The sequence below is a fragment of the Tatumella sp. JGM118 genome (genome assembly GCF_018257515.1).
Lineage (GTDB): Bacteria > Pseudomonadota > Gammaproteobacteria > Enterobacterales > Enterobacteriaceae > Tatumella > Tatumella terrea.
The window spans coordinates 107150-131404 of record NZ_JAERJR010000005.1 but is presented as its reverse complement, the minus strand read 5'-3'; the positions used below and the strand labels follow the sequence as shown (position 1 = coordinate 131404).

The window sequence follows — 24255 nt, the reverse complement described above, 5'->3', positions numbered from 1 at the left end:
GCCTATCGCTGCGCTGAACCGGGTCGCGGACATCACAGGATCCGGTATTTTCAGCAGGGGGAGATATGGAAATAACCACAATATTCTGGTTCTGGGTAGCCATCGCCGCGATTTTTTCGCTGGCCGAACTGATGACGGTCACCTTCTTTGGTCTCTGGATGGCCATTGCCGCGATGGTGCCGGCGCTGATCGTGCTAATCGTTCCGGGGATATCCCTGGCGGGGCAGTTACTTATCTGGGTGGTGGCGTCATTGCTTTGTGCCTGGATCTGGGTTCGCTGGATCCGTAGTCCGCCCGAGAAGTACCTCGCGGAACCGCTGGTGGGGCAGCAGGGGATTCTGGCGTCGGCATTGGTGCCGGGAGAAACCGGAAAACTGCTACTGAGTAAACCGGTTCAGGGACGTCAGGAGTGGCCCTGTATCAGTGATGAAGCTTTACCCCGTCAGGCACGTGTGCAGGTGGTCGCGATGGCCGGCGAAGGACAGGTAAAGGTCGCAGTTATCTAAGTTACTACATGAGGGAGGGGGCGCTATGTCACCGGGACTGATTGCATCGGGTTTAATCATTATTTTACTGGCGATTACGTTATTTAAATGCGTACGTATAGTTCCGCAGGCCGATCAGTGGATTGTGGAACGCCTGGGGAAATACCACAGTACCCTTAATCCGGGGCTGAATATCCTGATCCCCTTTCTGGATGTCGTCGCCTATAAAATGTCGGCGAAAGATCAGATGTTTGAAGTAAAAGGTATCGAAGGGATCACCAAAGATAATGCGACGGTGGGGGTCAATGCCATTTGCTTTATCCGTATTGCAGACCCGAATAAAGCCGCCTACGGCGTCGACAGTTACAGTGCTGCCGTGCAGAACCTGGTAATGACCACCATCCGTAATGCGGTCGGGGGAATGAATCTGGACGATACGTTATCTAACCGTGATCAGCTGGCTATTACCTTGCGGGCGAATATGGAAGAGCAGATGAATGACTGGGGGCTGATCCTGAGGACCGTTGATATTCAGGACATTACACCGTCAGATTCGATGCGTAAATCGATGGAACAACAGGCTGCCGCAGAGCGGGAGCGTAAAGCGACGGAAACCCGGGCCGAAGGGAATAAGAATGCGGCGATACGTGAAGCTGAAGGGAAAAAGCAGGCGATGATCCTGGATGCCGAAGCGAAGCTTGAAGCCTCCCGACGGGAAGCTGAGGCGATTGAAACGCTGGCTGCCGGACAGAAAAAAGCCACGGAACAACTGGCAAACGCGCTGAATGCCGCCGGAGGGCATGAGGCGATGTCATTCCAGCTGGCAAACAATTATGTGGCGACGCTTGGGGATCTTTCAAAAAGTAATAATACGAAGGTTGTCGCCATGCCAGCGGATCTGGCACAAGCCGTAGGGGGATTACTGAATGCCGGTGCGCTGATGTCCGTCGGTGCCGAAGCGGCGGCAGATACCCCGTCACGGAACCGGCCCTCTTCCTGAAAACACACCGGCCCTTCAGGGCCGGTGTCGGGTTTATTTACCGATACAGAAGCTGGAGAAAATCCGTCCCAGCAGGTCATCCGCAGTAAACTCTCCGGTAATTTCACTCAGCGCCAGTTGCGCCAGGCGTAATTCTTCGGCCAGCAGCTCTCCGGCCCGGGCATCCAGCAACTGCCCTCTGCCCTGCAGAAGGTGGGTCCCGGCCAGCTCCAGCGCCTCCAGGTGACGTCGTCTGGCAATAAAGCCGCCTTCCATATTGCCGGAAAAGCCCATGCTCTGTTTCAGATGCTCGCGCAGCGTATCGATCCCCCCTCCGGTCCGTGCCGATAAGCGGATTAACATATGGCCGGCCTCCGGTTCTGCCCCGGGAGACTCACCGGTGATATCGGCTTTGTTACGGATCACGGTCACCGGCAATGCTTCCGGCAGACGAGAGATAAAGTCCGGCCAGATATGCCGGGGATCGGTATCGGTGGTGGTGGTACCGTCAACCATAAACAGGACATGGTCGGCCTGTTCAATCTCCTGCCATGCGCGCTCGATACCGATGCGTTCCACTTCGTCGCTGGCTTCCCGCAACCCGGCCGTATCGATGATATGCAGCGGCATACCATCAATGTGAATATGTTCACGTAACACATCGCGGGTGGTGCCGGCAATATCGGTCACAATCGCCGCTTCACGGCCCGCCAGCGCATTGAGCAGGCTGGATTTACCGGCATTCGGACGTCCGGCGATCACCACCTTCATTCCTTCGCGCAGCAGGCTTCCCTGGCGGGCTTCACTCCGTACTGCCTCCAGATCATCAATTACCCGGGCTAACTGCGCCTCAATTTTACCGTCAGAGAGAAAATCGATTTCTTCATCCGGGAAGTCGATAGCGGCTTCCACGTAAATACGCAGATGGGTCAGCGCTTCTACCAGCAGGTTCACCCGGGTAGAAAAGACGCCCTGTAACGAGTTCACCGCGGAGCGGGCCGCCTGTTCCGAACTGGCATCGATTAAATCGGCAATCGCTTCCGCCTGGGCAAGGTCCAGCTTATCGTTCAGGAACGCACGCTCGGAGAACTCACCGGGTCTTGCAATACGCACCCCCGGCAGTCCGGCAATGCGCTTCAGTAACAGATCCAGGATGACCGGGCCGCCGTGTCCCTGCAGTTCCAGAACATCTTCACCGGTGAAGGAATGGGGGCCGGGAAACCACAACGCGATGCCCTGATCCAGAACAGCACCCTCTGTGTCCAGGAAGGGGAGGTAATCTGCATAGCGGGGTTTCGGAAGTTTCCCCAGAATCTGTTGTGCGATGCCGGCGGCATGCGGGCCGGAAACTCGTAATATACCGACGCCTCCGCGGCCCGGTGGCGTTGCCTGGGCGACGATAGTATCGCTGTGGCTCATAGCTGTTCTCTCTTTACCAATAAAAAAAGGCGGTCAGATGACCGCCTTATCATATCCTGAGTTATCGGGATTTTCACGCAGCCAGGCTACGTGATAGCCATCAGGCTTTTTTCTTACGACTGTGCAGACCGCGTTTTTCCAGACCACGATAAATCAGCTGCTGCTGGAGTATCGTCACCAGGTTACTCACGATGTAGTACAGCACCAGGCCTGACGGGAACCACAGGAAGAAGACCGTAAAGATGACCGGCATAAAGGTCATGATCTTCTGCTGCATCGGGTCAGTGACCGTCGTCGGCGACATCTTCTGGATGAAGAACATGGTCAGACCCATTAATACCGGCAGGATATAGTACGGGTCCTGCGCGGACAGGTCGTGGATCCACAGAATGAACGGCGCGTGACGCAGTTCAATGGAACCCATCAGCATATAATACAGCGCCAGGAAGATAGGCATCTGGATAACCAGTGGCAGACACCCTCCCAGAGGGTTCACTTTCTCTTCTTTGTACAGCGCCATCATTTCCTGACTGATACGCTGCTTATCATCACCCAGGCGCTCACGCATGGCCTGAATTTTGGGTTGCAGCATGCGCATTTTCGCCATTGAGGTGTATTGCGCACGAGTCAGCGGGTACATGATACCACGGACAATAAAGGTGATAACGATAATGGAGAAGCCCCAGTTACCGATAAAGCTGTGGATAAATTTCAGCAGTTTGAACAGCGGCTGAGAAATAAACCATAACCACCCGTAATCCACGGTTAAGTCCAGGTGAGGAGAGATGGCTGCCATCTCATCCTGCAGTTCCGGTCCGACCCACAGGGTCGCATTCAGGTCCTGCTGTGCACCTGCAGCGATAGTGACTGGCGCAGATTTGTATCCTACCGCAGCCAGGCCGTTAGCCGGAGCGCTGGTATACAGGGTATTACTGCCGGTAGTCCGCGGAACCCAGGCCGTCGCAAAGTACTGTTGTAACATGGCTACCCAGCCATTATCAGTATTGACGTTCAGGTTCTCGTTATCAGCAATGGTATCGAACTTATATTTCTCATACTTTTCATTGCTGGTGGAGTACGCCGCGCCACGGAAGGTATGCAACGCGAAGTTGTTGCTTCCGGTCTGGCGATCTTTTGGCAGCGCGATAGTCTGTTTCAGCTGACCAAACATGGAAACTTCCAGTGGCTGTGCTGACGTATTATCGATGTGATAATCCACATCAACCGAGTAACCACCACGCTTGAAGACGAAGGTTTTGGTGTAAACCACGCCATTTTCACCGGTCCAGGTCAGAGGAACGCGCAGTTCGGTCTGGCCATCGGCTAACTGGTAGCTTTGCTGAGTCGCGGTGTATAAAGGACGGGCACCATTGGCAGGATTATCCGGACCGTTACGGCCGGTTAAACCACTTTGTGCCTGATACAGGAAGTCAGGAGACGTTTCCAGCAACTGGAAAGGCTTGGAAGAGCCCAGTTTGTCAGAGTAAGCCAGTAATTGTGCCTGCTCTACATCACCGCCACGGGTATTAATCTCAACAGACAAGACGTCTGTCTTAACTGTAATCGTTTTGCCTTCACCACTGGCGGGGACGCCCTGGTTTGCAGCATCACCTGCGGTGCTGTTCGTATTCTGAGTGGTCTGAGTTTGCTGTGGCTGTGGATTGTGGTCCGTCTGCCAGGCTTGCCAGATCATAAAAGACACAAACAGAAAAGCGATGAAAAAAAGATTGCGTTGCGAATCCATCGTTAGTTTTCTCTGGTATCAGTGTTTTTTTGGCGGCACAGGATCGTCACCACCCGCGTGTAAAGGATGGCATTTTAATACGCGTTTCACCGTCAACCAACTGCCTTTTACCACCCCGAAACGACGTAAGGCTTGTATCCCGTAATGGGAACAGGTTGGATTGAAACGGCAATGAGGCCCCAGAAGAGGACTTATTGCCCGTTGGTAAACGCGGATAAGGACAATCAGGAGCCGCGCGCCAGGCGACAATGACGACGCCATAGTTTCTCCAACACTTCCGTCAGTGTGTGGTTATCCAGGTCAGCTATCCCTTTTTTGGCAACGATGACAAAATCCATAGCCGGAAGCTCGTGCTGGCGCAAACGAAAACTTTCCCGGGTTAAACGTTTAATCCGGTTACGTTCGTGTGCCCGTTTCACGTGTTTCTTAGCGACGGTGAGACCGATGCGGGGATGCCCCAGCGAATTCTGGCGGCCGAGAATGGTCAATTGCGGCGTGCCAGCTCGTTGTGGCTGCTGGAAGACGAAAGTGAAATGATTGGGAGTTAACAAACGTAACTCCCTGGGAAATGCGAGCTTACCCACCAGGGTTAGCTTTATTACTTAGAAACGGTCAGACGAGCACGGCCTTTAGCACGACGACGTGCCAGAACCTGACGACCATTTTTAGTAGCCATACGAGCACGGAAGCCGTGAGAACGGTTGCGCTTCAGTACAGACGGTTGAAAAGTGCGTTTCATGGCGATTTCTACCTAAACTTGAGAATGTTCACTTGGTGACGCGTAGCAGAGTCAGTAAACCGACCGACGCCTCAGTGTATTTTATTTAAAGAGGCGGGATTGTAATAACTGTACAGTCCTGAGTCAATTTACTTCCGCTAATAATGACACCTTTATGCCCCGATAAAAGTCTGTCTGCAATTCTTTCGGTGACGCCAGGCGCTACTTCGGGATGCAAACAGGGTGAGAATTATACGGGCTTCCTTATAAAGAGCAAGGATCGTTCAGGATCATCGGTCGATCTGTTGCCATAAAATGACCGTCCTCCGGCCGGTAAGGTGGAAAAATCTGCAATCCGGCCGGTTTTTTCTTTTATCCCGGAGCGTGACTTGCCCGGTGTCATTCTGAAATCCTGTGGATAAAATGGGAGAAATCGGTGTAGAAAAGGAAGATCTCTTGCCCGCTTTGCGTTATGATCCGTCGTTCCGCTGGCGATCCTTCCGGACGCACCGCGGGGATGAATTGCAGATCGTTGCAGCAGGCGATTTCTCCGTCTGCATCAATAACCAGTTTTTTCAAAAGATTAGCACCATTTCTTGTCTTACTTTTTTGTACCAGTGGAGTCCGCCGTGTCACTAACGCTTTGGCAACAGTGCCTTACCCGTTTGCAGGATGAATTACCTGCCACTGAATTCAGTATGTGGATCCGTCCTTTACAGGCTGAATTGAACGACAACACTCTGGCTCTGTACGCACCAAACCGCTTTGTACTCGACTGGGTGCGGGATAAATACATTAATAGTATTAATGGCCTGCTGAATGAGTTTTGTGGATCGGATATTCCGGTATTACGTTTTGAAGTGGGTGCACGGCCTGCAGCGGCAGCACCGGCGGTGCCTGCTGCGAGTACGGTTGCCGTTCAGAATATTTCGCAGCCGATCCCTCCGGTACGTCAGCCTTCAGCACCGAGTCATGATGGTCGCCCCAGCTGGGATAACGTTCCTGCCCCTGTGGAAGTGGCTTATCGCTCAAATGTGAATAGCCGGCATAACTTTGATAACTTTGTCGAAGGTAAGTCAAACCAGCTGGCCCGCGCGGCCGCGCGGCAGGTCGCTGAGAACCCGGGCGGCGCCTATAATCCGTTATTTCTGTATGGTGGTACGGGCCTGGGGAAAACCCACCTGTTACATGCTGTCGGTAACGGTATTATCGCCAGAAAACCGAATGCAAAAATTGTCTATATGCACTCGGAACGCTTTGTGCAGGATATGGTAAAGGCATTGCAGAACAATGCCATTGAAGAATTTAAGCGCTATTACCGGTCGGTGGATGCGCTGCTTATCGATGATATTCAGTTTTTTGCGAATAAAGAGCGTTCGCAGGAAGAGTTTTTTCATACCTTCAACGCGTTGCTGGAAGGTAACCAGCAAATTATCCTGACCTCCGATCGGTATCCGAAAGAGATCAATGGGGTCGAAGATCGCCTGAAGTCGCGTTTTGGCTGGGGCCTGACGGTGGCTATCGAACCGCCCGAGCTTGAGACTCGCGTCGCCATTCTTATGAAAAAAGCTGACGAAAATAAAATCCGTCTGCCCGGCGAAGTCGCGTTTTTTATTGCCAAACGCCTGCGCTCCAATGTCCGTGAGCTGGAAGGGGCACTGAACCGTGTCATCGCGAATGCGAACTTTACCGGCAGGGCGATCACCATCGACTTTGTTCGTGAAGCACTGCGTGATCTGCTGGCGTTGCAGGAAAAGCTGGTCACTATCGATAATATTCAGAAAACCGTCGCAGAATACTATAAAATTAAAGTGGCGGACTTATTATCGAAACGCCGCTCGCGCTCGGTGGCCAGACCGCGTCAGATGGCAATGGCGATGGCGAAAGAACTGACGAACCATAGTCTGCCGGAAATCGGTGATGCTTTTGGCGGGCGGGACCATACCACCGTACTCCACGCCTGCCGGAAAATAGAGCAGTTACGTGAAGAAAGTCACGATATCAAAGAAGATTTCTCCAATTTAATCAGAACATTATCTTCCTGACGCTATGAAATTTATTGTTGAAAGAGAGCAATTGCTCAAACCCTTACAGCAAGTGAGCGGCCCCCTGGGGGGACGTCCGACACTTCCAATCCTCGGCAACCTGTTACTGCAGGTGAGCGAGGGTGCATTATCGCTGACCGGAACGGATCTCGAAATGGAGATGGTTGCCCGGGTATCGCTCAGTCAGCCCCATGAATCAGGGGCGACGACCGTGCCTGCGCGTAAATTCCTGGATATCTGCCGGGGATTACCGGAAGGCGCTGAGATCCACGTCATCCTGGAAGGTGACCGGATTCTGGTACGTTCAGGACGCAGTCGTTTCTCGTTATCCACGCTGCCGGCCAGTGATTTTCCGAATCTCGATGACTGGCAGAGTGAGGTCGAATTCACACTGCCTCAGGCAACGCTGAAACGCCTGATTGAGGCCACGCAGTTTTCCATGGCCCATCAGGATGTTCGCTACTACCTGAACGGAATGCTGTTTGAAACCGAAGGGGAAGAGCTGCGGACTGTCTCCACCGACGGACACCGCCTGGCGGTATGTTCGATGCCGGTTGGCCAGTCGTTACCTGACCATTCAGTCATTGTTCCGCGTAAAGGTGTGGTTGAACTGGTCCGGCTACTGGATGGCGGAGATACGCCTCTGCAGGTGCAGATCGGCAGCAGTAATATTCGTGCGCATGTGGGGGATTTTATCTTTACCTCCAAACTGGTGGACGGACGTTTTCCTGACTATCGCCGGGTTCTGCCTAAAAATCCGGATAAGACGCTGGAAGCCGGTTGTGATCTCTTACGGCAGGCCTTTGCGCGTGCGGCGATCCTTTCCAATGAAAAGTTCCGGGGAGTGCGTCTTTTCATTACCGAGAATCAGTTGCGTATTACCGCGAATAACCCGGAGCAGGAAGAAGCTGAAGAGATCCTGGACGTGAACTATCAGGGCAGTGATCTCGAGATTGGGTTTAACGTCAGTTATGTACTGGATGTGCTGAATGCCCTTAAATGTGAGAATGTCCGCTTACTGCTGACAGACTCTGTTTCAAGCGTGCAGATTGAAGACGTCGCCAGTCCGCATGCTGCGTATGTCGTGATGCCGATGCGCTTATAGTCCTCTACCCGGCTCCCCATTCCCTGCAGGACTTCTGCAGGGGATCGGCTTTTATGTAATGCGTTTTTCTCGCCCCCGGACTGATGTATGGCCCTGACCCGTCTTATCATTAAAGACTTTCGTAATATTCCGCAGGCCGATCTCTCGCTGTCTGAGGGGGTAAATTTCCTTATCGGTCCTAACGGCAGCGGTAAAACCAGTGTGCTGGAGGCGATTTATACGCTGGGGCACGGGCGCGCATTCCGCAGTCTGCAAACCGGACGGGTGATAAGACATGATCAGCCCGCGTTTGTCCTGCATGGCAGGATCACTGATGCCAGCCAGCAACACAGTATCGGGCTCAGTAAAGATCGTGCCGGGGAGAGCAAGGTGCGTATCGACGGCAGTGACGGACATAAAATTGCCGGTCTTGCTCAACTTTTGCCGATGCAATTGATCACCCCGGAAGGGTTCACCCTGCTGACCGGCGGGCCGAAATTCCGCAGAGCCTATATTGACTGGGGGTGCTTTCATAACTTCCCTGGTTTTTTTGCGGCCTGGAATGACCTTCGCCGCCTGATGAAGCAGCGGAATGCGGCGTTGCGTCAGGCCGGAAGTTATCGACAGATACGGCCCTGGGATCAGGAACTGGCACCGCTGGCGCATAAAATCAGTGAGTGGCGGCAGTCTTACAGCGAGGATATTACGCTGGAAATTAAGGCCACCTGCCAGCAATTCCTGCCGGAATATGATCTGACATTTTCCTGTCAGCGTGGATGGGATAAAGAGAGTGATTACGCGGAGTTACTGGAGCGTAATTTTGAACGGGACCGTGCTCTGACCTATACCGCCAGTGGACCGCATAAAGCCGATTTTCGTATCCGGGCTGACGGAACTCCGGTAGAGGATTTGTTATCGCGCGGACAACTTAAATTATTAATGTGTGCCCTGCGCCTGGCGCAGGGGGAATACCTGACACGTCAAAGTGGCAGACGTTGTATTTACCTGATCGATGATTTTGCCTCTGAACTGGATGACACGCGCCGGCAGATCCTTGCCGACCGCCTGAAAGCCACAAAAGCGCAGGTTTTTGTGAGCGCCATCAGTGTTGATCATGTTATCGACATGAATGACGAAAAGGGCAAGATGTTCAGCGTAGAAAAAGGTAAAATAGCAGTTCAACCCGAAGATTAAATGAGCGAGAAACGTTGATGTCGAATTCTTATGACTCCTCCAGTATCAAAGTTCTGAAAGGACTTGATGCGGTACGCAAACGCCCCGGTATGTACATCGGTGATACGGATGACGGTACCGGTCTGCATCACATGGTATTCGAGGTTGTGGACAACGCCATCGACGAAGCACTCGCAGGCCACTGTAAAGAAATCACCGTCACCATCCACTCCGATAACTCCGTCTCGGTTCAGGATGATGGTCGTGGTATCCCGACCGGGATCCACCCTGAAGAGGGTGTCTCGGCGGCAGAAGTGATTATGACAGTACTGCACGCCGGCGGTAAGTTTGATGATAACTCTTATAAAGTCTCCGGTGGTTTGCATGGTGTCGGTGTTTCTGTCGTCAATGCCTTGTCTGAAAAGCTGGAACTGACTATCCGCCGTGATGGTAAAGTCCATCAGCAAATTTATCAGCACGGTGTACCGACCGCTCCGCTGACTGTGATCGGCGAAACAGAAGTGACCGGGACGGCGGTACGTTTCTGGGCCAGTCATCAGACATTCACGAATGTCACCGATTTCGAATACGACATTCTGGCCAAACGCCTGCGCGAACTCTCTTTCCTGAATTCCGGCGTGTCTATCCGCCTGATCGACAAGCGCACCGATAAGAGTGATCACTACCACTATGAAGGTGGTATCCGCGCGTTTGTTGAATATCTGAACAAAAATAAAACGCCTATCCATCCGAATGTCTTCTATTTCAGTACTGAAAAAGACGGTATCGGTGTGGAAGTTGCGCTGCAGTGGAACGACAGCTTCCAGGAAAATATCTACTGCTTTACCAACAACATTCCGCAGAGAGATGGCGGGACGCACCTTGCCGGTTTCCGTGCCTCGATGACCCGTACACTGAACGCGTACATGGATAAAGAAGGCTACAGTAAAAAAGCGAAGGTCAGTGCCACCGGTGATGATGCCCGTGAAGGCCTGATCGCGGTTGTGTCGGTGAAAGTGCCGGATCCGAAATTCTCTTCCCAGACCAAAGACAAGCTGGTGTCTTCGGAAGTGAAATCGGCCGTGGAATCGCAGATGAATGAACTGTTATCTGAATATCTGCTGGAAAATCCGTCCGATGCCAAGATCGTCGTGGGCAAAATTATCGATGCTGCCCGTGCGCGTGAAGCGGCGCGCCGTGCCCGTGAAATGACCCGTCGTAAAGGGGCACTGGACCTGGCCGGATTACCGGGCAAACTGGCAGATTGCCAGGAACGTGACCCTGCGCTGTCAGAAGTTTATCTGGTGGAAGGGGACTCCGCGGGCGGCTCTGCAAAGCAGGGACGTAACCGCAAGAATCAGGCTATTTTACCTCTGAAAGGTAAGATCCTGAACGTTGAGAAAGCCCGTTTTGACAAGATGCTGTCTTCTCAGGAAGTGGCAACACTGATCACGGCGCTGGGTTGTGGTATCGGCCGCGATGAGTACAACCCGGATAAATTACGTTATCACAGCATCATCATCATGACGGATGCGGACGTCGATGGCTCGCATATCCGTACTTTGCTGCTGACGTTCTTCTATCGTCAGATGCCAGAAATCATTGAACGCGGCCATGTGTTTATCGCACAGCCACCGCTGTACAAAGTGAAAAAAGGTAAGCAGGAACAGTACATCAAAGATGATGATGCGATGGATCAGTACCAGATAGCGATTGCGCTGGACGGCGCGACCCTGCATACCAATGCCAGCGCTCCGGCACTGAGTGGGGCATCGCTGGAAAATCTGGTGTCGATGTACAACAGTACAGAGAAGATGATTAAGCGGATGACCCGTCGTTACCCGGCGGCCATGCTGAGAGGGCTGGTGTATCACCCGACGCTGAATGATTTGTCTGACCAGACGGCCGTACAGGCGTGGATGGATGCTCTGGTTGCCAAACTGGAAGAACGCGAACAGCACGGCAGCAGCTATACCGGTATTGTCCGTGAAGACCGTGAACATCAGCGTTTTGAGCCGGTACTGCGTATTCGTACACATGGTGTGGATACCGATTATCCTCTGGATTCGGAATTCATTTACGGACCGGAATACCAGCGAATCAATACACTGGGTGAGCAACTTCGTGGCCTTATCGAAGAAGATGCCTTTATTGAACGCGGGGAACGTCGTCAGCCGGTAGCCAGCTTCGAGCAGGCCGTAGAATGGCTGGTGAAAGAGTCCAGACGTGGACTGTCAGTCCAGCGCTATAAAGGTCTGGGTGAGATGAACCCGGAACAGCTCTGGGAAACCACGATGGATCCGGAAAGCCGCCGCATGATGCGTGTGACGATTAAAGATGCCATTGCCGCCGATCAGCTATTTACCACGCTGATGGGGGATGCGGTTGAACCGCGTCGCGCCTTTATCGAAGAAAATGCCCTGAAAGCCGCGAATATCGATATCTGATCGTTCGCCGCTGAAATAATAAACCTCTCTGGTCACAGAGAGGTTTTTTTTTGCCTGCTGTCAGTGAGGGGCGGACGGCCTTATTGTTTTCTCCGGGAACCGCCACCGGCGGTAACGGCAGAAATTCATGCCAGCCCGAAACAGAGTGCCACAGAGAACGGATGTTGCCGCAGGCGCTTCCCCGGGGTGAGTGCAGACTTCTGGCGGTCATACGGTTTTGCTTCGCAGAGCGTGGTGCCGGGGGGCTCAGGCTGAGACGGCATTCTGCAAAGGGCGGCGACAAGCTGCTGGCGCTTAAGGAGAGCAGACAGCCGCGGGTAACAGAAAAGAGAGGTACTGGTACGTCCGCAGGCACGGACAATGCGAGGATCGCGCTGCCTTAAGGCAGCTGACGGTGACAGTGAGGAAACCGCAACATACTGTCACTGCCGTACCTTCATGCTAACTCTGTGATACGGATTGGTCGTGAGCATAGAAACAGTAGTCAGTATTCGGTGAAAAAGAGTAGCATCGGGGGACTCTTTATTATTTCCGGGGACATTATGGCAATCAGACTGATAGCAATTGATATGGATGGGACTCTGCTGACGCCGGAGCATCAGATTAGTCCCGCCGTAAAATCGGCGATCCACAAGGCACAGGAGCGGGGGATCACTGTCGTACTGGCATCGGGCAGGCCTTATATTGGCATGCAGCAGTATGTTGCAGAGCTGGGCCTGGATAAGCCCGGACAGTTTTGTATCAGTTATAACGGGGCATTGGTTCAGCGTGCCGAAGATGGCAGCTGTGTTGCCGAAGTGACCCTGGGACATGATGATTATCTGCGGTTTGCACAGCTCGCGGGGGAGCTGGGAGTTCACTTCCAGGCGCTGGATAAAACACATCTTTATACTCCCGACAAAGATATCAGCAAATATACGGTACATGAGGTTTCTCTGACGGGAATACCGTTACGTTACCGTGCCGTGGAAGAGATGGAGCCTGAATTACGTTTTCCGAAACTGATGATGGTCGATGAACCGGAGATCCTCGATGAAGCGATTACCCGGTTACCGGCAGAGATCGTGGAAAACTATACCATCCTGAAGAGCTCGCCGTTCTACCTCGAAATTCTCAACAAACAGGTCAATAAGGGGGAGGGTGTTCGTAAGCTGGCAGAGTTACTCGGTATTTCAGCGGATGAAGTGATGGCTATTGGTGATCATGAAAATGATCTGGCGATGGTGACTTACGCCGGTAGCGGAGTCGCCATGGGGAATGCGATTGATATCGTCAAAAAACATGCCCGTTACCAGACACTGTCTAATGCTGAAGACGGTGTTGCCCTCGCCATTGAAAAATGGGCCCTTTCTGAATAAATCCTGAGATCTGACAGGCACCTCACGGGGTGCCTTTTTTCTGCCAGCGGCCTTCCGCTTTCCCCTTCTGTCCCTGCTGTTGTCCGGTACTTATCGGACAGGTCGTTTTTTTCCGTCACTGTGTCCTTCAGGAATCCTAATGTAATTAATACGTTGCAATTAGTTAAAATAAAATCGCGACATAAAGGGGTTTTGCGTGATCAGGATCGCATTTTCTGTTAACCAGCTAATAATAACTATAGGTATTATTACATCAACGCATTACATATCAGCTTTTAACTATTCAGGAGTTAACAATGAAAACGCTATCTGCCTTACTGACCGTCGCTGCTTTATCTGCCTTATCTTTTGGGGCTTCAGCCGAAATGATTTCTGCCACTGGCAGCACCCTTGATAGTGCACAGTCTCAGATTGCAGCTCAGGCGAAAGCTGCCGGCGCATCGTCTTACACCATTACCAGTGCCCGTACACACAATGGTGTCTATATGACAGCAGAAATTAACAACAAATAATGCCCCGGGAACGGCTCAGTTCTAAAACAGAGCCAGTACCACCGGTGCCAGGTGCCTGTTGAACCTGCAGGATAATCCTCAGGTCCGGTGAGCACGAACAACAGATAACCAGAGAAGGAATTTGATGATGAAACTATTAACTACTTTAGCCACCGCCGCTGTTTTTTCTGCACTCTCTTTCGGTGCATCAGCTGAGATGATCTCCGCCACCGGCAGCACCCTGGATAGCGCACAGTCTCATATTGCAGCTCAGGCAAAAGCAGCAGGCGCGTCCTCTTACACCATCACCAGTGCCAGAACTCATAACGGCGTTTATATGACAGCGGAATTAGATAAATAAGCACCGTCGCACAGTTCATGCAATCGTCGGAAAACTGCCTTTGGCAGTTTTTCCGCTTTCTGCCGTCAGAAAACGGGTTTATGGCTGGTGAAGGGGCACAGAATATTGCATATTCCCTCCACTTACTGAATACCGTGGACCCGGGTGAATGCAGGAAAAACAACTTACCTTCGACAACCGTCATCATCAGTTAACGAATGATCAGGTCTGGACGCCTGACAGCCAGTGGCTGGTCTTTGATTTGCGTCCCCCGGAAGCCAGCTTTACCAGCCAGACGGTTGAGCGGGTGAATGTTCACTCGGGTGTCACGGAAATTATTTACCGTGCGACAGCAGGGGCCTGTGTGGGGGTGATCACCTGCAGCCCTCAGTACCCGGAACGCTATGTCTGCATCCACGGCCCGGAAAATCCCGATGAGGCGTGGCATTATGACCTCCATCACCGGCGGGGCGTGATTATTCAGCAAGGCCTGGCGGTCACCCTGGATGCCTGCGATATTACCCCGCCCTTTACTCCGGGGGCATTACGTGGCGGTAGTCATGTCCATATGTATGATGCGGATGGGGATTACCTGAGCTTCACCTATAACGACCATGTGATGCATGAACGTTCCCTGGCGGAAGATTTACGAAATGTCGGCGTGGCAGTTCCTCTCCGCTCTGTGAGTGTTCCGCAGCGGCATCCGCGGGAATATAATGGCAGCCATTTCTGTGTTCTTATCAGTACCACCACGCCCGCACCTGTGCCCGGCAGTGACGAAATCAGCCGTGCCTATGAGGAAGGCTGGGTGGGTCACCGGGGTTACCGTAAAAAAAATGGTGAGTGGCAGCGGCGGGCGCTGGTATTTATTGGCGATACCCTGGCGGCGGACGGTAAAAAGATTCCGGAAATCTTCATCGCGGATTTGCCGGAAGCCGCCGCAGACTACGCATTACCCGGTGCTTATCCGCTACAGGGAACCCATGACCGGATGCCCTCACCGCCGGCAGGCATTGTCCAGCGCAGACTGACGTTTTCCCGCGGTGTTGCTCTGCAACCGCGCCACTGGTTACGTACCTCGCCGGATGGCAGCAGGATCAGTTTTCTGATGGCAGATGAGGAAGGGATCATTCAGTTATGGACGCTTTCACCCCAGGGGGGGGAGCCGGTACAGATCACGTCGCTTAAGCACAGCATAACGTCGGTGGTTAACTGGCATCCGTCCGGCGATTACCTGGCGTTTATTAGTGACAATAGTGTCATGACCTGTGAGGTACTGACCGGTCATTGCCGTCGGGTGACAGCCCGTAGCGCACGTTCTCCTGACGGAGAGGCTGTCGTCTGGTCACCTGATGGCCTGAGTATCGCCTTTTCACGCATCATTGATGGCTGGCGGCAATTATTTATTGTGACGGGGGAGTTGTTACCAGAGCCGCCGTTTGCGGGGTAGTTGTTTTTGCCAGACTGTCACTCTGTTCGACTCTGGCACGTAATGAAAGCCCGTCACCATGATCATGGCGATAATAATCCCAGGGAAGCAGCAGTGTATCCATGACGGCCGAAAAAGGATAATCCAGAGCCGCCATGGTCTTCACCGGCCAGCGGGTATGGCTGTCGCTCAGGATCTCAGTATTGGCTCGGGTTCCCGGATAATAGCCCTGTTCCGGACCGGTATGAGACATAACACTGGAACATCCTGTGGAAGAAAAAGCACACCAGACAATAACGCCGGCAGTCGGGATCCTGTTTTTCATTTTCATCATTATCGTTCCTTCCTTACCCTCTGTTTTATCTTTTTTCAGGTCGTCAGCGATTGGCAACCGGAAATATGACAGTCTGTTACTACAGTCATATGATAATCCCTCATTCTGAGTGTATGTCAATTCGTCTGAATTCGCGCAAAAAATCTATTTTCTGCTTGAAAAAAACACATTTAGCCGTTCCTGTTTTAGCATAACCGGGAAGTGCGGCCAGAGGCTACTGGCTTTTATGACTGGTGTCGAAAGATGGTTAGTCTCAGTAATGGTTATTTTCTGGTTTTTTATGTGGAGTATTTGATGGTAATCGATATATCGTTACGGATGAGACGGGTTTTTACGTTAATCTGCCGGTATTTGCTTCAGCCTGCTGACGGAAGAATACACGGGGAATAGGCGTCTGTGACATATTACAATCGTAGCCCCCGGCTGACCCATCATCGCTCACGAGTAGCTGTGATGTTCGTTTTACTGAGCAGGGGAAAAGACACTGCCGGAGTAATAAAGCGCGGACGCCGGAGTCCCCGTTTCAGCGTAAATATTTTCCTGCGGCGCGGGCGGTCTGGCTGGCGAAAGGCTTACCCGGTATTACCCTGCATGGGGTATCCCGGGAAAAACGCCAGGCGGTGGCGTATTGAGATTACTTGTTCCGCAGGATGGCCGGTCCGGCAGATAAGTAAACAATGCCGCGGGTTCACGGCATTTTTACCGGCGGAGCTCCGGTCAGTGACGGGGACGAAGCTTTTTTAATCTGCCCGCAAAGGTGGTGATCAGTAAGCCTGCGATGATCACCATAATCCCGAGCATCTGGCAGGGACTGATGGTTTCATGCAGGAAAAATGAGGCACTAAGGATCCCGGCCACCGGTACCAGTAACGCCATCGGTGCTACCCGCGATGTTTCATAACGCCCCAGTAAAGCCCCCCAAAGCCCATAGCCGACAATTGTCGAGAGCAGCGACAGGTAAATGACGGAGAATATGCCGGTGACGGAAAAATGCGTCAGGCTGTATAGCACGTTCCCGGCACCCTCAAATACGAGGCTGCACAGTATAAATGGCACGACAGGAATAAATGCACTCCAGACGACCAGCGACATTGCCGGTACCGGATGGTCACGCATGATTATTTTACTGCTGATGTTACCGAGCCCCCAACAGAGCGCGGCAGCCAGCGTTAGCAACAGGCTGGTCAGTGACATCGCATCGCTGACGCCTGGCGTCAGACTCTGTTCTGCCAGGAAGACCATCCCGATAATAGCTACCAGTAACCCGGCAAAATTATACCAGTGCAGTTTCTCCCGCAGGAAAAAGGCACCGAACAGTAAGGTAAAGAATACCTGTGCCTGCAGTATCAGTGAGGCCAGCCCGGCAGGCATCCCCAGTTTGATGGCCAGAAACAGAAAAGCAAATTGACCGAAACTGATGGTCAGGCCATACACCAGCAGCCATTTAAAAGGGACCGCAGGCCGCCTGATAAACAGACACGCGGGAAAAGCGACCAGCAGGAAGCGCAGTGCTGCCAGTAAAAAGGGGGGGATACCTTCAAGGCCCACTTTGATAACAACGAAATTAATACCCCAGATAATCACAACACACAAAGCCAGAAGCAGGTCTTTAAGGCGCATAGTTGACTCTTACATAGTCAGTTAATCGATAAGAATCAACGACAGATCTGTTCCAGTTCATCGGCCAGAATAATCATTGCACGTTCGATTTCTTTATTCTCAGGAACATAGTTCATCCGCATGCACTGATGCCCATGAGGCCACTCTTCCTGAAGTCCCGGGAAGAAGAAATGTCCGGGGACCATCAATACACCACGCGCTTTCAGACGGTGGTAAAGTTCCTCTGTCGTCACCGGCAGATCACGGAACCATAACCAGAGGAAAATAGCCCCTTCCGGCTTATGGATCAGACAGCGCTCTTCCGGAAGATAGCGGCGAATAATCGCAATGGTTTCTGTCACCTTCTGACGATAATAAGGCCGGATCACCTCTGCAGACAGGCGCAGAAGATCCTTACGACAGAGCATTTCGTTGGCGATCGCCGGGCCGATACTGCCGGGGGCCAGACTGATAATCCCGTTCATATTTCCCAGCGCGTTAATGGTGTCTTCGCCGGCAATAATAATACCGCAGCGTGCACCGGGCAGACCGAGCTTGGACAGACTCATGCACAGAATAATATTCGGATTCCACAGGGCACTGGCTTCGGTGAAGATGATCCCGGGGAAAGGTAAACCGTAGGCGTTATCGATCAGTAGCGGAATATCGTGCTGCCTGGCCAGCGTATCGAGACTGGCTAACTCTGCGTCGGTAATCACATTACCGGTCGGGTTGGTGGGCCGGGAAACACAAATCAGGCCAATATCATCCCCGACAGTCAGATTATCCATATCAATATGATATTTGAACTGTCCTTCAGGCAGCAGGGTCAGCGTTGGTCTGGCGGAAACAAACAGATCTTCTTCGAGACCGGCATCCGCATATCCCAGATATTCCGGTGTCAGAGGAAAGAGAACCTTACGTTTCTGACCGTCCTCTCGTGTACCGGCAAACAGATTAAACAGGTAGAAAAAAGCGCTCTGACTGCCATTTGTCAGGGCGATATTTTTTGCGGTGATATCCCAGCCGTGGTGTTCTTTCAGTTCTGCGGCAAGGCTTTCCAGTAATACGCTCTTACCCCGCGGGCCATCGTAGTTACATAGGGCTTCTGTTAACTGACCGCTCTGCTGCATATCGGCCAGCAACGTTTCAATATAACCTTCCATTTCCGGAATTTTGGCAGGATTCCCGCCCCCCAGCATGACTGTACCGGGAGTGCGTAAGCCTGTCCCCATATCTTCCATTAAACGGGTAATACCATTCTGACGGGTAAATTTGTGACCGAACTGAGAAAAATTCATCGCTGAAATATAAAGTTAGCCGAAGGTATCTCCACCATAACGCCCGCTATCAGCGGGCGCAATGGTAATGTGTTTTAATCTCTCCTGCGCCGTCTCTTACTTTTTGAGGGCGGAGGAATTGACACAATTTTTGTCGGTTTGGCCGGACAAAGCGGCAAGCAGATTCTCCACGCCATCCTTTTTCATGGCATATCGTGTCTCATGGGTGGCGGAGCCCACATGCGGCAGGGTCACCACATTTGGCAGGGTCAGCAGTTCAGCCTGTGCCGGGACAGGTTCCTGTTCAAACACATCCAGACCGGCACCGTAAATTGCTTTCTCTTTAAGTGCACGTGTAAGGGCCTGTTCATCCACCACCGGGCCACGACCGGCATTAATCAGGATCGCGCTGGATTTCATTAGTGCCAGTTGTCCGGCGCCAATCATATGCCGTGTCTGATCGGTCAGCGGCAGAATAATGCAGACAAAATCACTCTTTTTCAGTAACTCATCCAGTTCGCAGCGGGTGGCTGAGAAGCGCTCTTCAGCATCCTTATGCGCCGAACGGGCGCTATACAGTATTTCCATATCAAAACCGAAACGGGCACGTTGTGCGACGGCTTTACCGATACGGCCCATACCGACGATACCGAGGGTTTTATGGTGTACATCGATACTGAACTGTTCCGGGCCAATATTTTTGGTCCATTTGCCGGCTTTCACCCAACTGTCGAGTTCAGTCACACGGCGCGCGCTGGCCAGTACCAGAGCCATAATCGTATCCGCTACTGTGTCTGTCAGCACCGTCGGGGTGTGCATCAGTGCGATATTACGCGCGTTTAACGCATCAACATCGAACAGATCATAACCGACTGAAATGGTAGAGCAGGCTTTCAGGGCGGGCATACTGTCGAGCAGGGTTTGATCAACTTTTCCGCCGGAACCGAGCAGTCCGACTGCCTGACGAAAGACATCGGCATGTTCAGCCACCGTCTCAGCATTCAGCGCACTGATTTCAGTGACCTGATACTGTTCGCTCAGGCGGGAGAGCAGGTCTGCGGGGAGTGATTCATAAAGTATGACAGAGGGTTTCATTCCGGTTTATCTCCATGGTGAAGTTGTAGGGTATGACTGCATACTCCGGTTCCGGCATGACAGCCATGCAGGGCCGGTATAACACGACAGGCGACCTGTCTGACGGGACGGAAGTTCAGGCAGACGGATAACCTTAAACAGGGTCAGGAATGACGAAACAGGTTCACATACTGCCGGGTGACGGCCACCAGGTCGTCTCCGGTTAACGGGAATTCGATCCCCCGCGGCACATTCGCCGGGAGAGCGGTAAGCAGTGTTTGCCAGTGCTCATCGTCCGGGTCCGGGGGGACAGCGCGGAAACCGTGCTTATCTTTCCGGACAGCTTTCAGATGAATATAACTGACACAGGCTGAGAGTTCCCGGCAGGCCTGGTGAGGTGACTCGCCGGTCCAGTACCAGTTTCCGGTATCAAAGGTCATTCCGGCGATGGCCTGAACCCGGCCGAAACGGGAAAAGAATTCACGCATGGCGGCAAGGGTTCCACCGTCAGTCTGATCATTTTCGACCGTCACGGGGACAGGGCTTGCCGCCAGTTTTTCTGCCAGCTGCTCCGCCGGGAGATTGCCAGCCGGATATCCGGCCGAAAATTTCAGCAGGCGGGCATTCAGGGTCCCGGCCTCCGCGAAAAAGACCGGAAGATTCGGGTTAATCGTCCCGGCGGTCGTGAAAAGTGGCTCCGGAACAGAATAATAAGCCGTTAGCCCGTGTTGTTTTATCGCGGCCGACAATGCAGGTAATTGTGACAACTCCGGGGCTGAAAACAGCTCCCTGCGGATTTCAACACCGCTGGCACCGGATTGTTCAATCACCGGTAGCAGAGCTTGTTGCCCGCCTGCAGCCGCGACCTGTTGCCTGCCATAGGCTCCGGTAACTACGATAATCTCGGTACTCATCACTCCCTCCTGACATCAGTGCCGGGCAGTTTCAGCGCTTATCTGATCAGGATGGTACTGGTTCCATAACCGGCCGGTAAAGCGCTAATTTTTTCATCTCCGTAACAAAAAATGATTAACCGGACATCAGAGCCGCAGACTCACAGGGGATGGCTGGAACCGCGTACCACTAATTCACCGCTAAAAAACTGGTCGGCAGGGGCGGTATCGTTCTGTTTTATCATACTGATAACACTCTGCAGCGCACTGTAGCCTATCTGGTGGGTCGGCTGTTTCAGCGTCGTAATACCGGGCCCCGCCAGCGCAGACCAGCTCATCTCATCAAAACCGGCCAGGCCAATATCTTTACCACACTCCAGTCCTTCGGCCCGTAACGCTTTCACAACTTCGAGCGTCATTGACCCGTTAGCAGCAATGATGGCGCAGTGTTCAGGTGAGTGCCTGCGCAGAAATTCCCGCAGACATTCACCTAATTTTTTCGGCTGATTCAGGCTTATTTCTGCATTTTCGCCGCAAATATCCGGATATTCCGCGACTGTCTGGCGGAAGGCCTCCAGCCTCTCCCGGCGGGTGTTGACACTGGCAATCGGCTCACTGAGGAACAATAATGATTTAAATCCGTTACCGGCCAGATGCCGGGTAAGCTGCTGTGCAGCCTCATGGTTTTTCAGACCAATGACATTACACTCGAAGTTATCGATTTTACGGTCTATCAATGTCATCGGTAGCCTGGATTGTAGCAACTGATTAAGTTCTTCTTCGCGCATCCCTACCGCATTAATAATCAGTCCTTCAACCTGATAACTGCTCAGTAACTGAATATAGTATTGTTCCAGTGCTACCTCATTATTGGTATTACACATTAACAATGTGAATCCGTAATCACGGCATGCAGCTTCAATACCGCACATGACCTCCACGGAGTAGGCATTAGTAATATCAGCAATGATGAGCCCGATTAACCGTGTACGGCCACGTTTCAGGCTGCGTGCCATCTGACTTGGCCGGTAATTGAGTTCGGAAATAGCCTGTTCTATCCGGGCCTTAAGGGCCGGGGATAACAGCTGTTGTTCACCATTCAGGTAGCGGGAGACACTGGTTTTCCCGGTTCCTGCGGCTTTGGCAACATCGCTTATCGTGGCGCGTGGTGGCCTGCTAGTCATTACGTCTCCTGTTTACGCTGCCTCTCACCGGCATGAGGCGCTGATTATGCCTGTCTGTCGGTATATATTCGACCCTGCCGGTCGCTTATCCGTTATCTGAAACGGTCTCCGGCGACGGTTTGTCACGGTTATCCGGATGGCAGAAGCAGTCAGTCTGATGATCGATAACCATCCCTGTTGCCTGCATAAAAGCATGGCATATGGTCGGCCCTGTAAATCTGAACCCCCGCTTTTTCAATTCCTTAGCCAGCCTGACCGATGCAGGGGTAAAGGTCGGCGCATCCTCATACCGAAGATAACGGGTAATGATGGGCTGGTGGTTAACGAAGCTCCAGACAAAATCAGAAAAACACTCACCCTTTTGTTCCATTGCCAGTAAGGCATTTGCATTACTGACCAGAGCCTCTATTTTACCGCGGTGTCGAATAATCGCAGGATTCTGTTGTAACAAATCGATATCGGCCGAAGTAAGAGCGGCCATCGCCGGTGCCGAAAATCCGCTAAAAAGCTGGCGATAGGCTTGCCGTTTCTTCAGTACGGTGATCCAGGAGAGCCCCGCCTGCTGACCTTCGAGGCAGAGCATTTCAAATAATATCTGAGGATCTTTTTGCGGGACCCCCCATTCATGATCATGGTAGTCAATATATAACGGGTCGTGAGTGACCCAACGGCAGCGTTGAATTTTCATAGCAAGGGTCCTGGGTTTCCTGACAGAGATGTCATACTGACCGGCAGAAGTCACCGGGAGAAGAACAATTACATGATGTTTTTGCGATCCATGACGACAAACTTGGTACACTATAGGTATAGTCGCCCCGAGGCACCCGGGGGGGTCGGGGCCGGATAATTCTACAGAGTCAGGTTTCATCATGCCGGTTAAACTTTTATCCTCAACGATCATTGGGTTGAACGAGTTCAGCCAGGATCCGCTTTCTGCACTGCAAGGCGCCGAACGGGGAACGCTTGCGGTTTTCAATAATAATGCCCCGGTCATGTATGCACTCACGGCCGGGCGGCTGGCGGAGTTATTAGCGGCGGAGGCTGCCTTAACGCATCCGACAGATGTCGCACTGGATGACCAGTTTTTTGAGCCTTCTGCGGCGGCTATGCCGGTTTTTCGCGCACCGGCCGGCAAATTCCCTATGTATCACGGCTGGCAACCCGACGCAGATTTTCTGCGCCAGGCGGCGCTCTGGGGTATCGCGCTGAGTGAGCCAGTCAGCGATGAAGAGCTTGCAGCCTTTACCGCCTACTGGCAGGCCGAAGGCCGGGTTTTCCATCATATTCAGTGGCAGCAGAAGCTGGCGCGATCTCTGCAGACCGGCCGGGTGAATAAATTCAGCCAGACCCGCCGTGATTTGACGGAAGTGGCTGAACCGGATCGTCAGACGCCAAATGGCTTCAGGGGTGAATAATGAAAACACCGGAAAATCTTTTTAGCCGATTACAACGTTTAATGCCTGATGGGGTAAAACCTAAGTTCACCCGGGGGGAAGATTTGCTGGCCTGGAACCAGGAGCAAGGCCGCCTGCGTTCAGAAGCCGTCTTTCGCGAAAACCGGGCGATGAAAATGCAGCGTATCATGGGGCGTTCCGGTATCCGTGAATTGCATATGAACTGTTCCTTTGATAATTACCGTGTGGAAAGTGAAGGACAGCGTAAAGCTCTGGCGATGGCGCGTCAGTATGCCGCGGAATTTGAACACAGTATTGCCAGTTTTGTTTTTTCCGGCCGTCCCGGCACCGGCAAAAACCATCTGGCGGCGGCTATTGGTAATGATCTTATCCTGCGCGGTAAGAGTGTTCTGATCGTGACGGTCGCTGACCTGATGTCTAACATGAAAGGGACATTTAGCGGGGGGAGCACGCTGACGGAAGAACGCTTAATTCATGACCTGAGCAGTGTTGACCTGCTGGTGATCGATGAAATTGGTATGCAGACCGAATCCCGCTACGAAAAAGTCATTATTAACCAGATTGTTGACCGCCGCTCGTCCTCCAAACGACCGACAGGCATGCTCTCTAATCTGAACCATGAAGGGATGAATGCGTTATTAGGCGACAGGGTGATGGACAGGATGCGACTGGGGAACAGTATGTGGGTGCGTTTTGACTGGGACAGCTACCGTGACCGCGTTCGCGGTGATGAATATTAATACCTCTCCCGACTTCGCCTGCCC

General features: G+C 52.5%; 25 protein-coding genes. 12 read left to right on the top strand and 13 right to left on the bottom strand.

Annotation, left to right across the window (positions count from 1 at the left end; genetic code table 11):
- Window positions 1–65 precede the first annotated feature (65 nt).
- Window positions 66–506 (top strand): NfeD family protein, encoded by a 441-nt coding sequence (locus JK223_RS07565; RefSeq protein ID WP_212713580.1) that lies wholly within the window; start codon window positions 66–68, stop codon window positions 504–506.
- A gap of 25 nt (window positions 507–531) precedes the next feature.
- Window positions 532–1485, top strand: coding sequence for an SPFH domain-containing protein (locus tag JK223_RS07560; protein WP_212713579.1), 954 nt, complete (start codon window positions 532–534; stop codon window positions 1483–1485).
- A 33-nt stretch (window positions 1486–1518) separates the two neighbouring features.
- On the opposite strand, the gene mnmE is transcribed toward JK223_RS07560, so the two are convergent.
- The 6 genes from mnmE to JK223_RS07530 all read right to left on the bottom strand — a co-directional run bounded on the left by mnmE (window position 1519) and on the right by JK223_RS07530 (window position 5924).
- Window positions 1519–2883, bottom strand: coding sequence for a tRNA uridine-5-carboxymethylaminomethyl(34) synthesis GTPase MnmE (mnmE, locus tag JK223_RS07555; protein WP_212713578.1), 1365 nt, complete (start codon window positions 2881–2883; stop codon window positions 1519–1521).
- 100 nt (window positions 2884–2983) lie between these two features.
- Window positions 2984–4627: a membrane protein insertase YidC gene (yidC, locus tag JK223_RS07550; protein WP_212713577.1), complete on the bottom strand. Its 1644-nt coding sequence runs from the start codon at window positions 4625–4627 to the stop codon at window positions 2984–2986.
- A gap of 18 nt (window positions 4628–4645) precedes the next feature.
- Entirely contained in the window at window positions 4646–4888 is a 243-nt protein-coding gene (gene yidD / locus JK223_RS07545; RefSeq protein WP_212713576.1) for a membrane protein insertion efficiency factor YidD, read from the bottom strand.
- Window positions 4852–5211, bottom strand: a complete 360-nt coding sequence (rnpA, locus tag JK223_RS07540) for a ribonuclease P protein component (RefSeq protein ID WP_212707319.1) — start codon at window positions 5209–5211, stop codon at window positions 4852–4854. Before rnpA ends, yidD begins: the two co-directional genes overlap by 37 nt.
- A gap of 14 nt (window positions 5212–5225) precedes the next feature.
- Entirely contained in the window at window positions 5226–5366 is a 141-nt protein-coding gene (gene rpmH, locus JK223_RS07535; protein WP_000831330.1) for a 50S ribosomal protein L34, read from the bottom strand.
- 378 nt (window positions 5367–5744) lie between these two features.
- Window positions 5745–5924: a hypothetical protein gene (locus tag JK223_RS07530; protein ID WP_212713575.1), complete on the bottom strand. Its 180-nt coding sequence runs from the start codon at window positions 5922–5924 to the stop codon at window positions 5745–5747.
- Between the two features lie 50 nt (window positions 5925–5974).
- Between JK223_RS07530 and dnaA the strand changes: the two genes are divergently transcribed.
- The 8 genes from dnaA to JK223_RS07490 all read left to right on the top strand — a co-directional run bounded on the left by dnaA (window position 5975) and on the right by JK223_RS07490 (window position 15733).
- Window positions 5975–7390: a chromosomal replication initiator protein DnaA gene (gene dnaA / locus JK223_RS07525; protein WP_212713574.1), complete on the top strand. Its 1416-nt coding sequence runs from the start codon at window positions 5975–5977 to the stop codon at window positions 7388–7390.
- A 4-nt stretch (window positions 7391–7394) separates the two neighbouring features.
- Entirely contained in the window at window positions 7395–8495 is a 1101-nt protein-coding gene (dnaN, locus tag JK223_RS07520; RefSeq protein WP_212713573.1) for a DNA polymerase III subunit beta, read from the top strand.
- Window positions 8496–8582: 87 nt separating this feature from the next.
- Window positions 8583–9668 carry a DNA replication/repair protein RecF gene (gene recF / locus JK223_RS07515; RefSeq protein ID WP_212713572.1) on the top strand — a complete coding sequence of 362 codons (1086 nt, stop codon included), beginning with the start codon at window positions 8583–8585 and terminating at the stop codon, window positions 9666–9668.
- 17 nt (window positions 9669–9685) lie between these two features.
- Window positions 9686–12094, top strand: a complete 2409-nt coding sequence (gyrB, locus tag JK223_RS07510) for a DNA topoisomerase (ATP-hydrolyzing) subunit B (protein WP_212713571.1) — start codon at window positions 9686–9688, stop codon at window positions 12092–12094.
- 542 nt (window positions 12095–12636) lie between these two features.
- A complete protein-coding gene (gene yidA, locus JK223_RS07505) occupies window positions 12637–13452 on the top strand; it encodes a sugar-phosphatase (RefSeq protein ID WP_212713570.1) in 816 nt (271 codons plus the stop codon).
- A 296-nt stretch (window positions 13453–13748) separates the two neighbouring features.
- A complete protein-coding gene (locus JK223_RS07500) occupies window positions 13749–13964 on the top strand; it encodes a YdgH/BhsA/McbA-like domain containing protein (RefSeq protein WP_212713569.1) in 216 nt (71 codons plus the stop codon).
- A 124-nt stretch (window positions 13965–14088) separates the two neighbouring features.
- Entirely contained in the window at window positions 14089–14304 is a 216-nt protein-coding gene (locus JK223_RS07495) for a YdgH/BhsA/McbA-like domain containing protein (RefSeq protein ID WP_371813081.1), read from the top strand.
- A 148-nt stretch (window positions 14305–14452) separates the two neighbouring features.
- A complete protein-coding gene (locus JK223_RS07490; protein ID WP_212713568.1) occupies window positions 14453–15733 on the top strand; it encodes a DUF3748 domain-containing protein in 1281 nt (426 codons plus the stop codon).
- Here the strand turns inward: JK223_RS07490 and JK223_RS07485 are convergent.
- The 7 genes from JK223_RS07485 to JK223_RS07455 all read right to left on the bottom strand — a co-directional run bounded on the left by JK223_RS07485 (window position 15687) and on the right by JK223_RS07455 (window position 22758).
- Entirely contained in the window at window positions 15687–16037 is a 351-nt protein-coding gene (locus JK223_RS07485; RefSeq protein WP_371813084.1) for a YceK/YidQ family lipoprotein, read from the bottom strand. The two genes, JK223_RS07490 and JK223_RS07485, sit on opposite strands and share 47 nt — an antisense overlap.
- 726 nt (window positions 16038–16763) lie before the next feature.
- Window positions 16764–17666 (bottom strand): EamA family transporter, encoded by a 903-nt coding sequence (locus JK223_RS07480; RefSeq protein ID WP_212713567.1) that lies wholly within the window; start codon window positions 17664–17666, stop codon window positions 16764–16766.
- Between the two features lie 35 nt (window positions 17667–17701).
- On the bottom strand, window positions 17702–18946 hold the full coding sequence (locus tag JK223_RS07475; protein ID WP_212713566.1) for a valine--pyruvate transaminase: 1245 nt from the start codon (window positions 18944–18946) through the stop codon (window positions 17702–17704).
- 96 nt (window positions 18947–19042) lie between these two features.
- Complete coding sequence (ghrB, locus tag JK223_RS07470) at window positions 19043–20020, bottom strand: glyoxylate/hydroxypyruvate reductase GhrB (protein ID WP_212713565.1); 978 nt, start codon at window positions 20018–20020, stop codon at window positions 19043–19045.
- A 143-nt stretch (window positions 20021–20163) separates the two neighbouring features.
- The gene (locus JK223_RS07465) at window positions 20164–20913 is read right to left on the bottom strand and encodes a sugar phosphate isomerase/epimerase (RefSeq protein ID WP_212713564.1); all 750 of its coding nucleotides are present in this window, start codon (window positions 20911–20913) and stop codon (window positions 20164–20166) included.
- Window positions 20914–21053: 140 nt separating this feature from the next.
- The gene (locus JK223_RS07460; RefSeq protein ID WP_212713563.1) at window positions 21054–22076 is read right to left on the bottom strand and encodes a LacI family DNA-binding transcriptional regulator; all 1023 of its coding nucleotides are present in this window, start codon (window positions 22074–22076) and stop codon (window positions 21054–21056) included.
- 85 nt (window positions 22077–22161) lie between these two features.
- Complete coding sequence (locus JK223_RS07455; protein WP_212713662.1) at window positions 22162–22758, bottom strand: DNA-3-methyladenine glycosylase I; 597 nt, start codon at window positions 22756–22758, stop codon at window positions 22162–22164.
- 187 nt (window positions 22759–22945) lie between these two features.
- Here JK223_RS07455 and dnaT point away from each other — a divergent pair, with 187 nt between their 5' ends.
- Both dnaT and dnaC read left to right on the top strand, forming a co-directional pair.
- Complete coding sequence (gene dnaT, locus JK223_RS07450) at window positions 22946–23491, top strand: primosomal protein DnaT (RefSeq protein ID WP_212713562.1); 546 nt, start codon at window positions 22946–22948, stop codon at window positions 23489–23491.
- On the top strand, window positions 23491–24231 hold the full coding sequence (gene dnaC / locus JK223_RS07445; RefSeq protein ID WP_212713561.1) for a DNA replication protein DnaC: 741 nt from the start codon (window positions 23491–23493) through the stop codon (window positions 24229–24231). Before dnaT ends, dnaC begins: the two co-directional genes overlap by 1 nt.
- The last annotated feature ends 24 nt before the right edge of the window (window positions 24232–24255 follow it).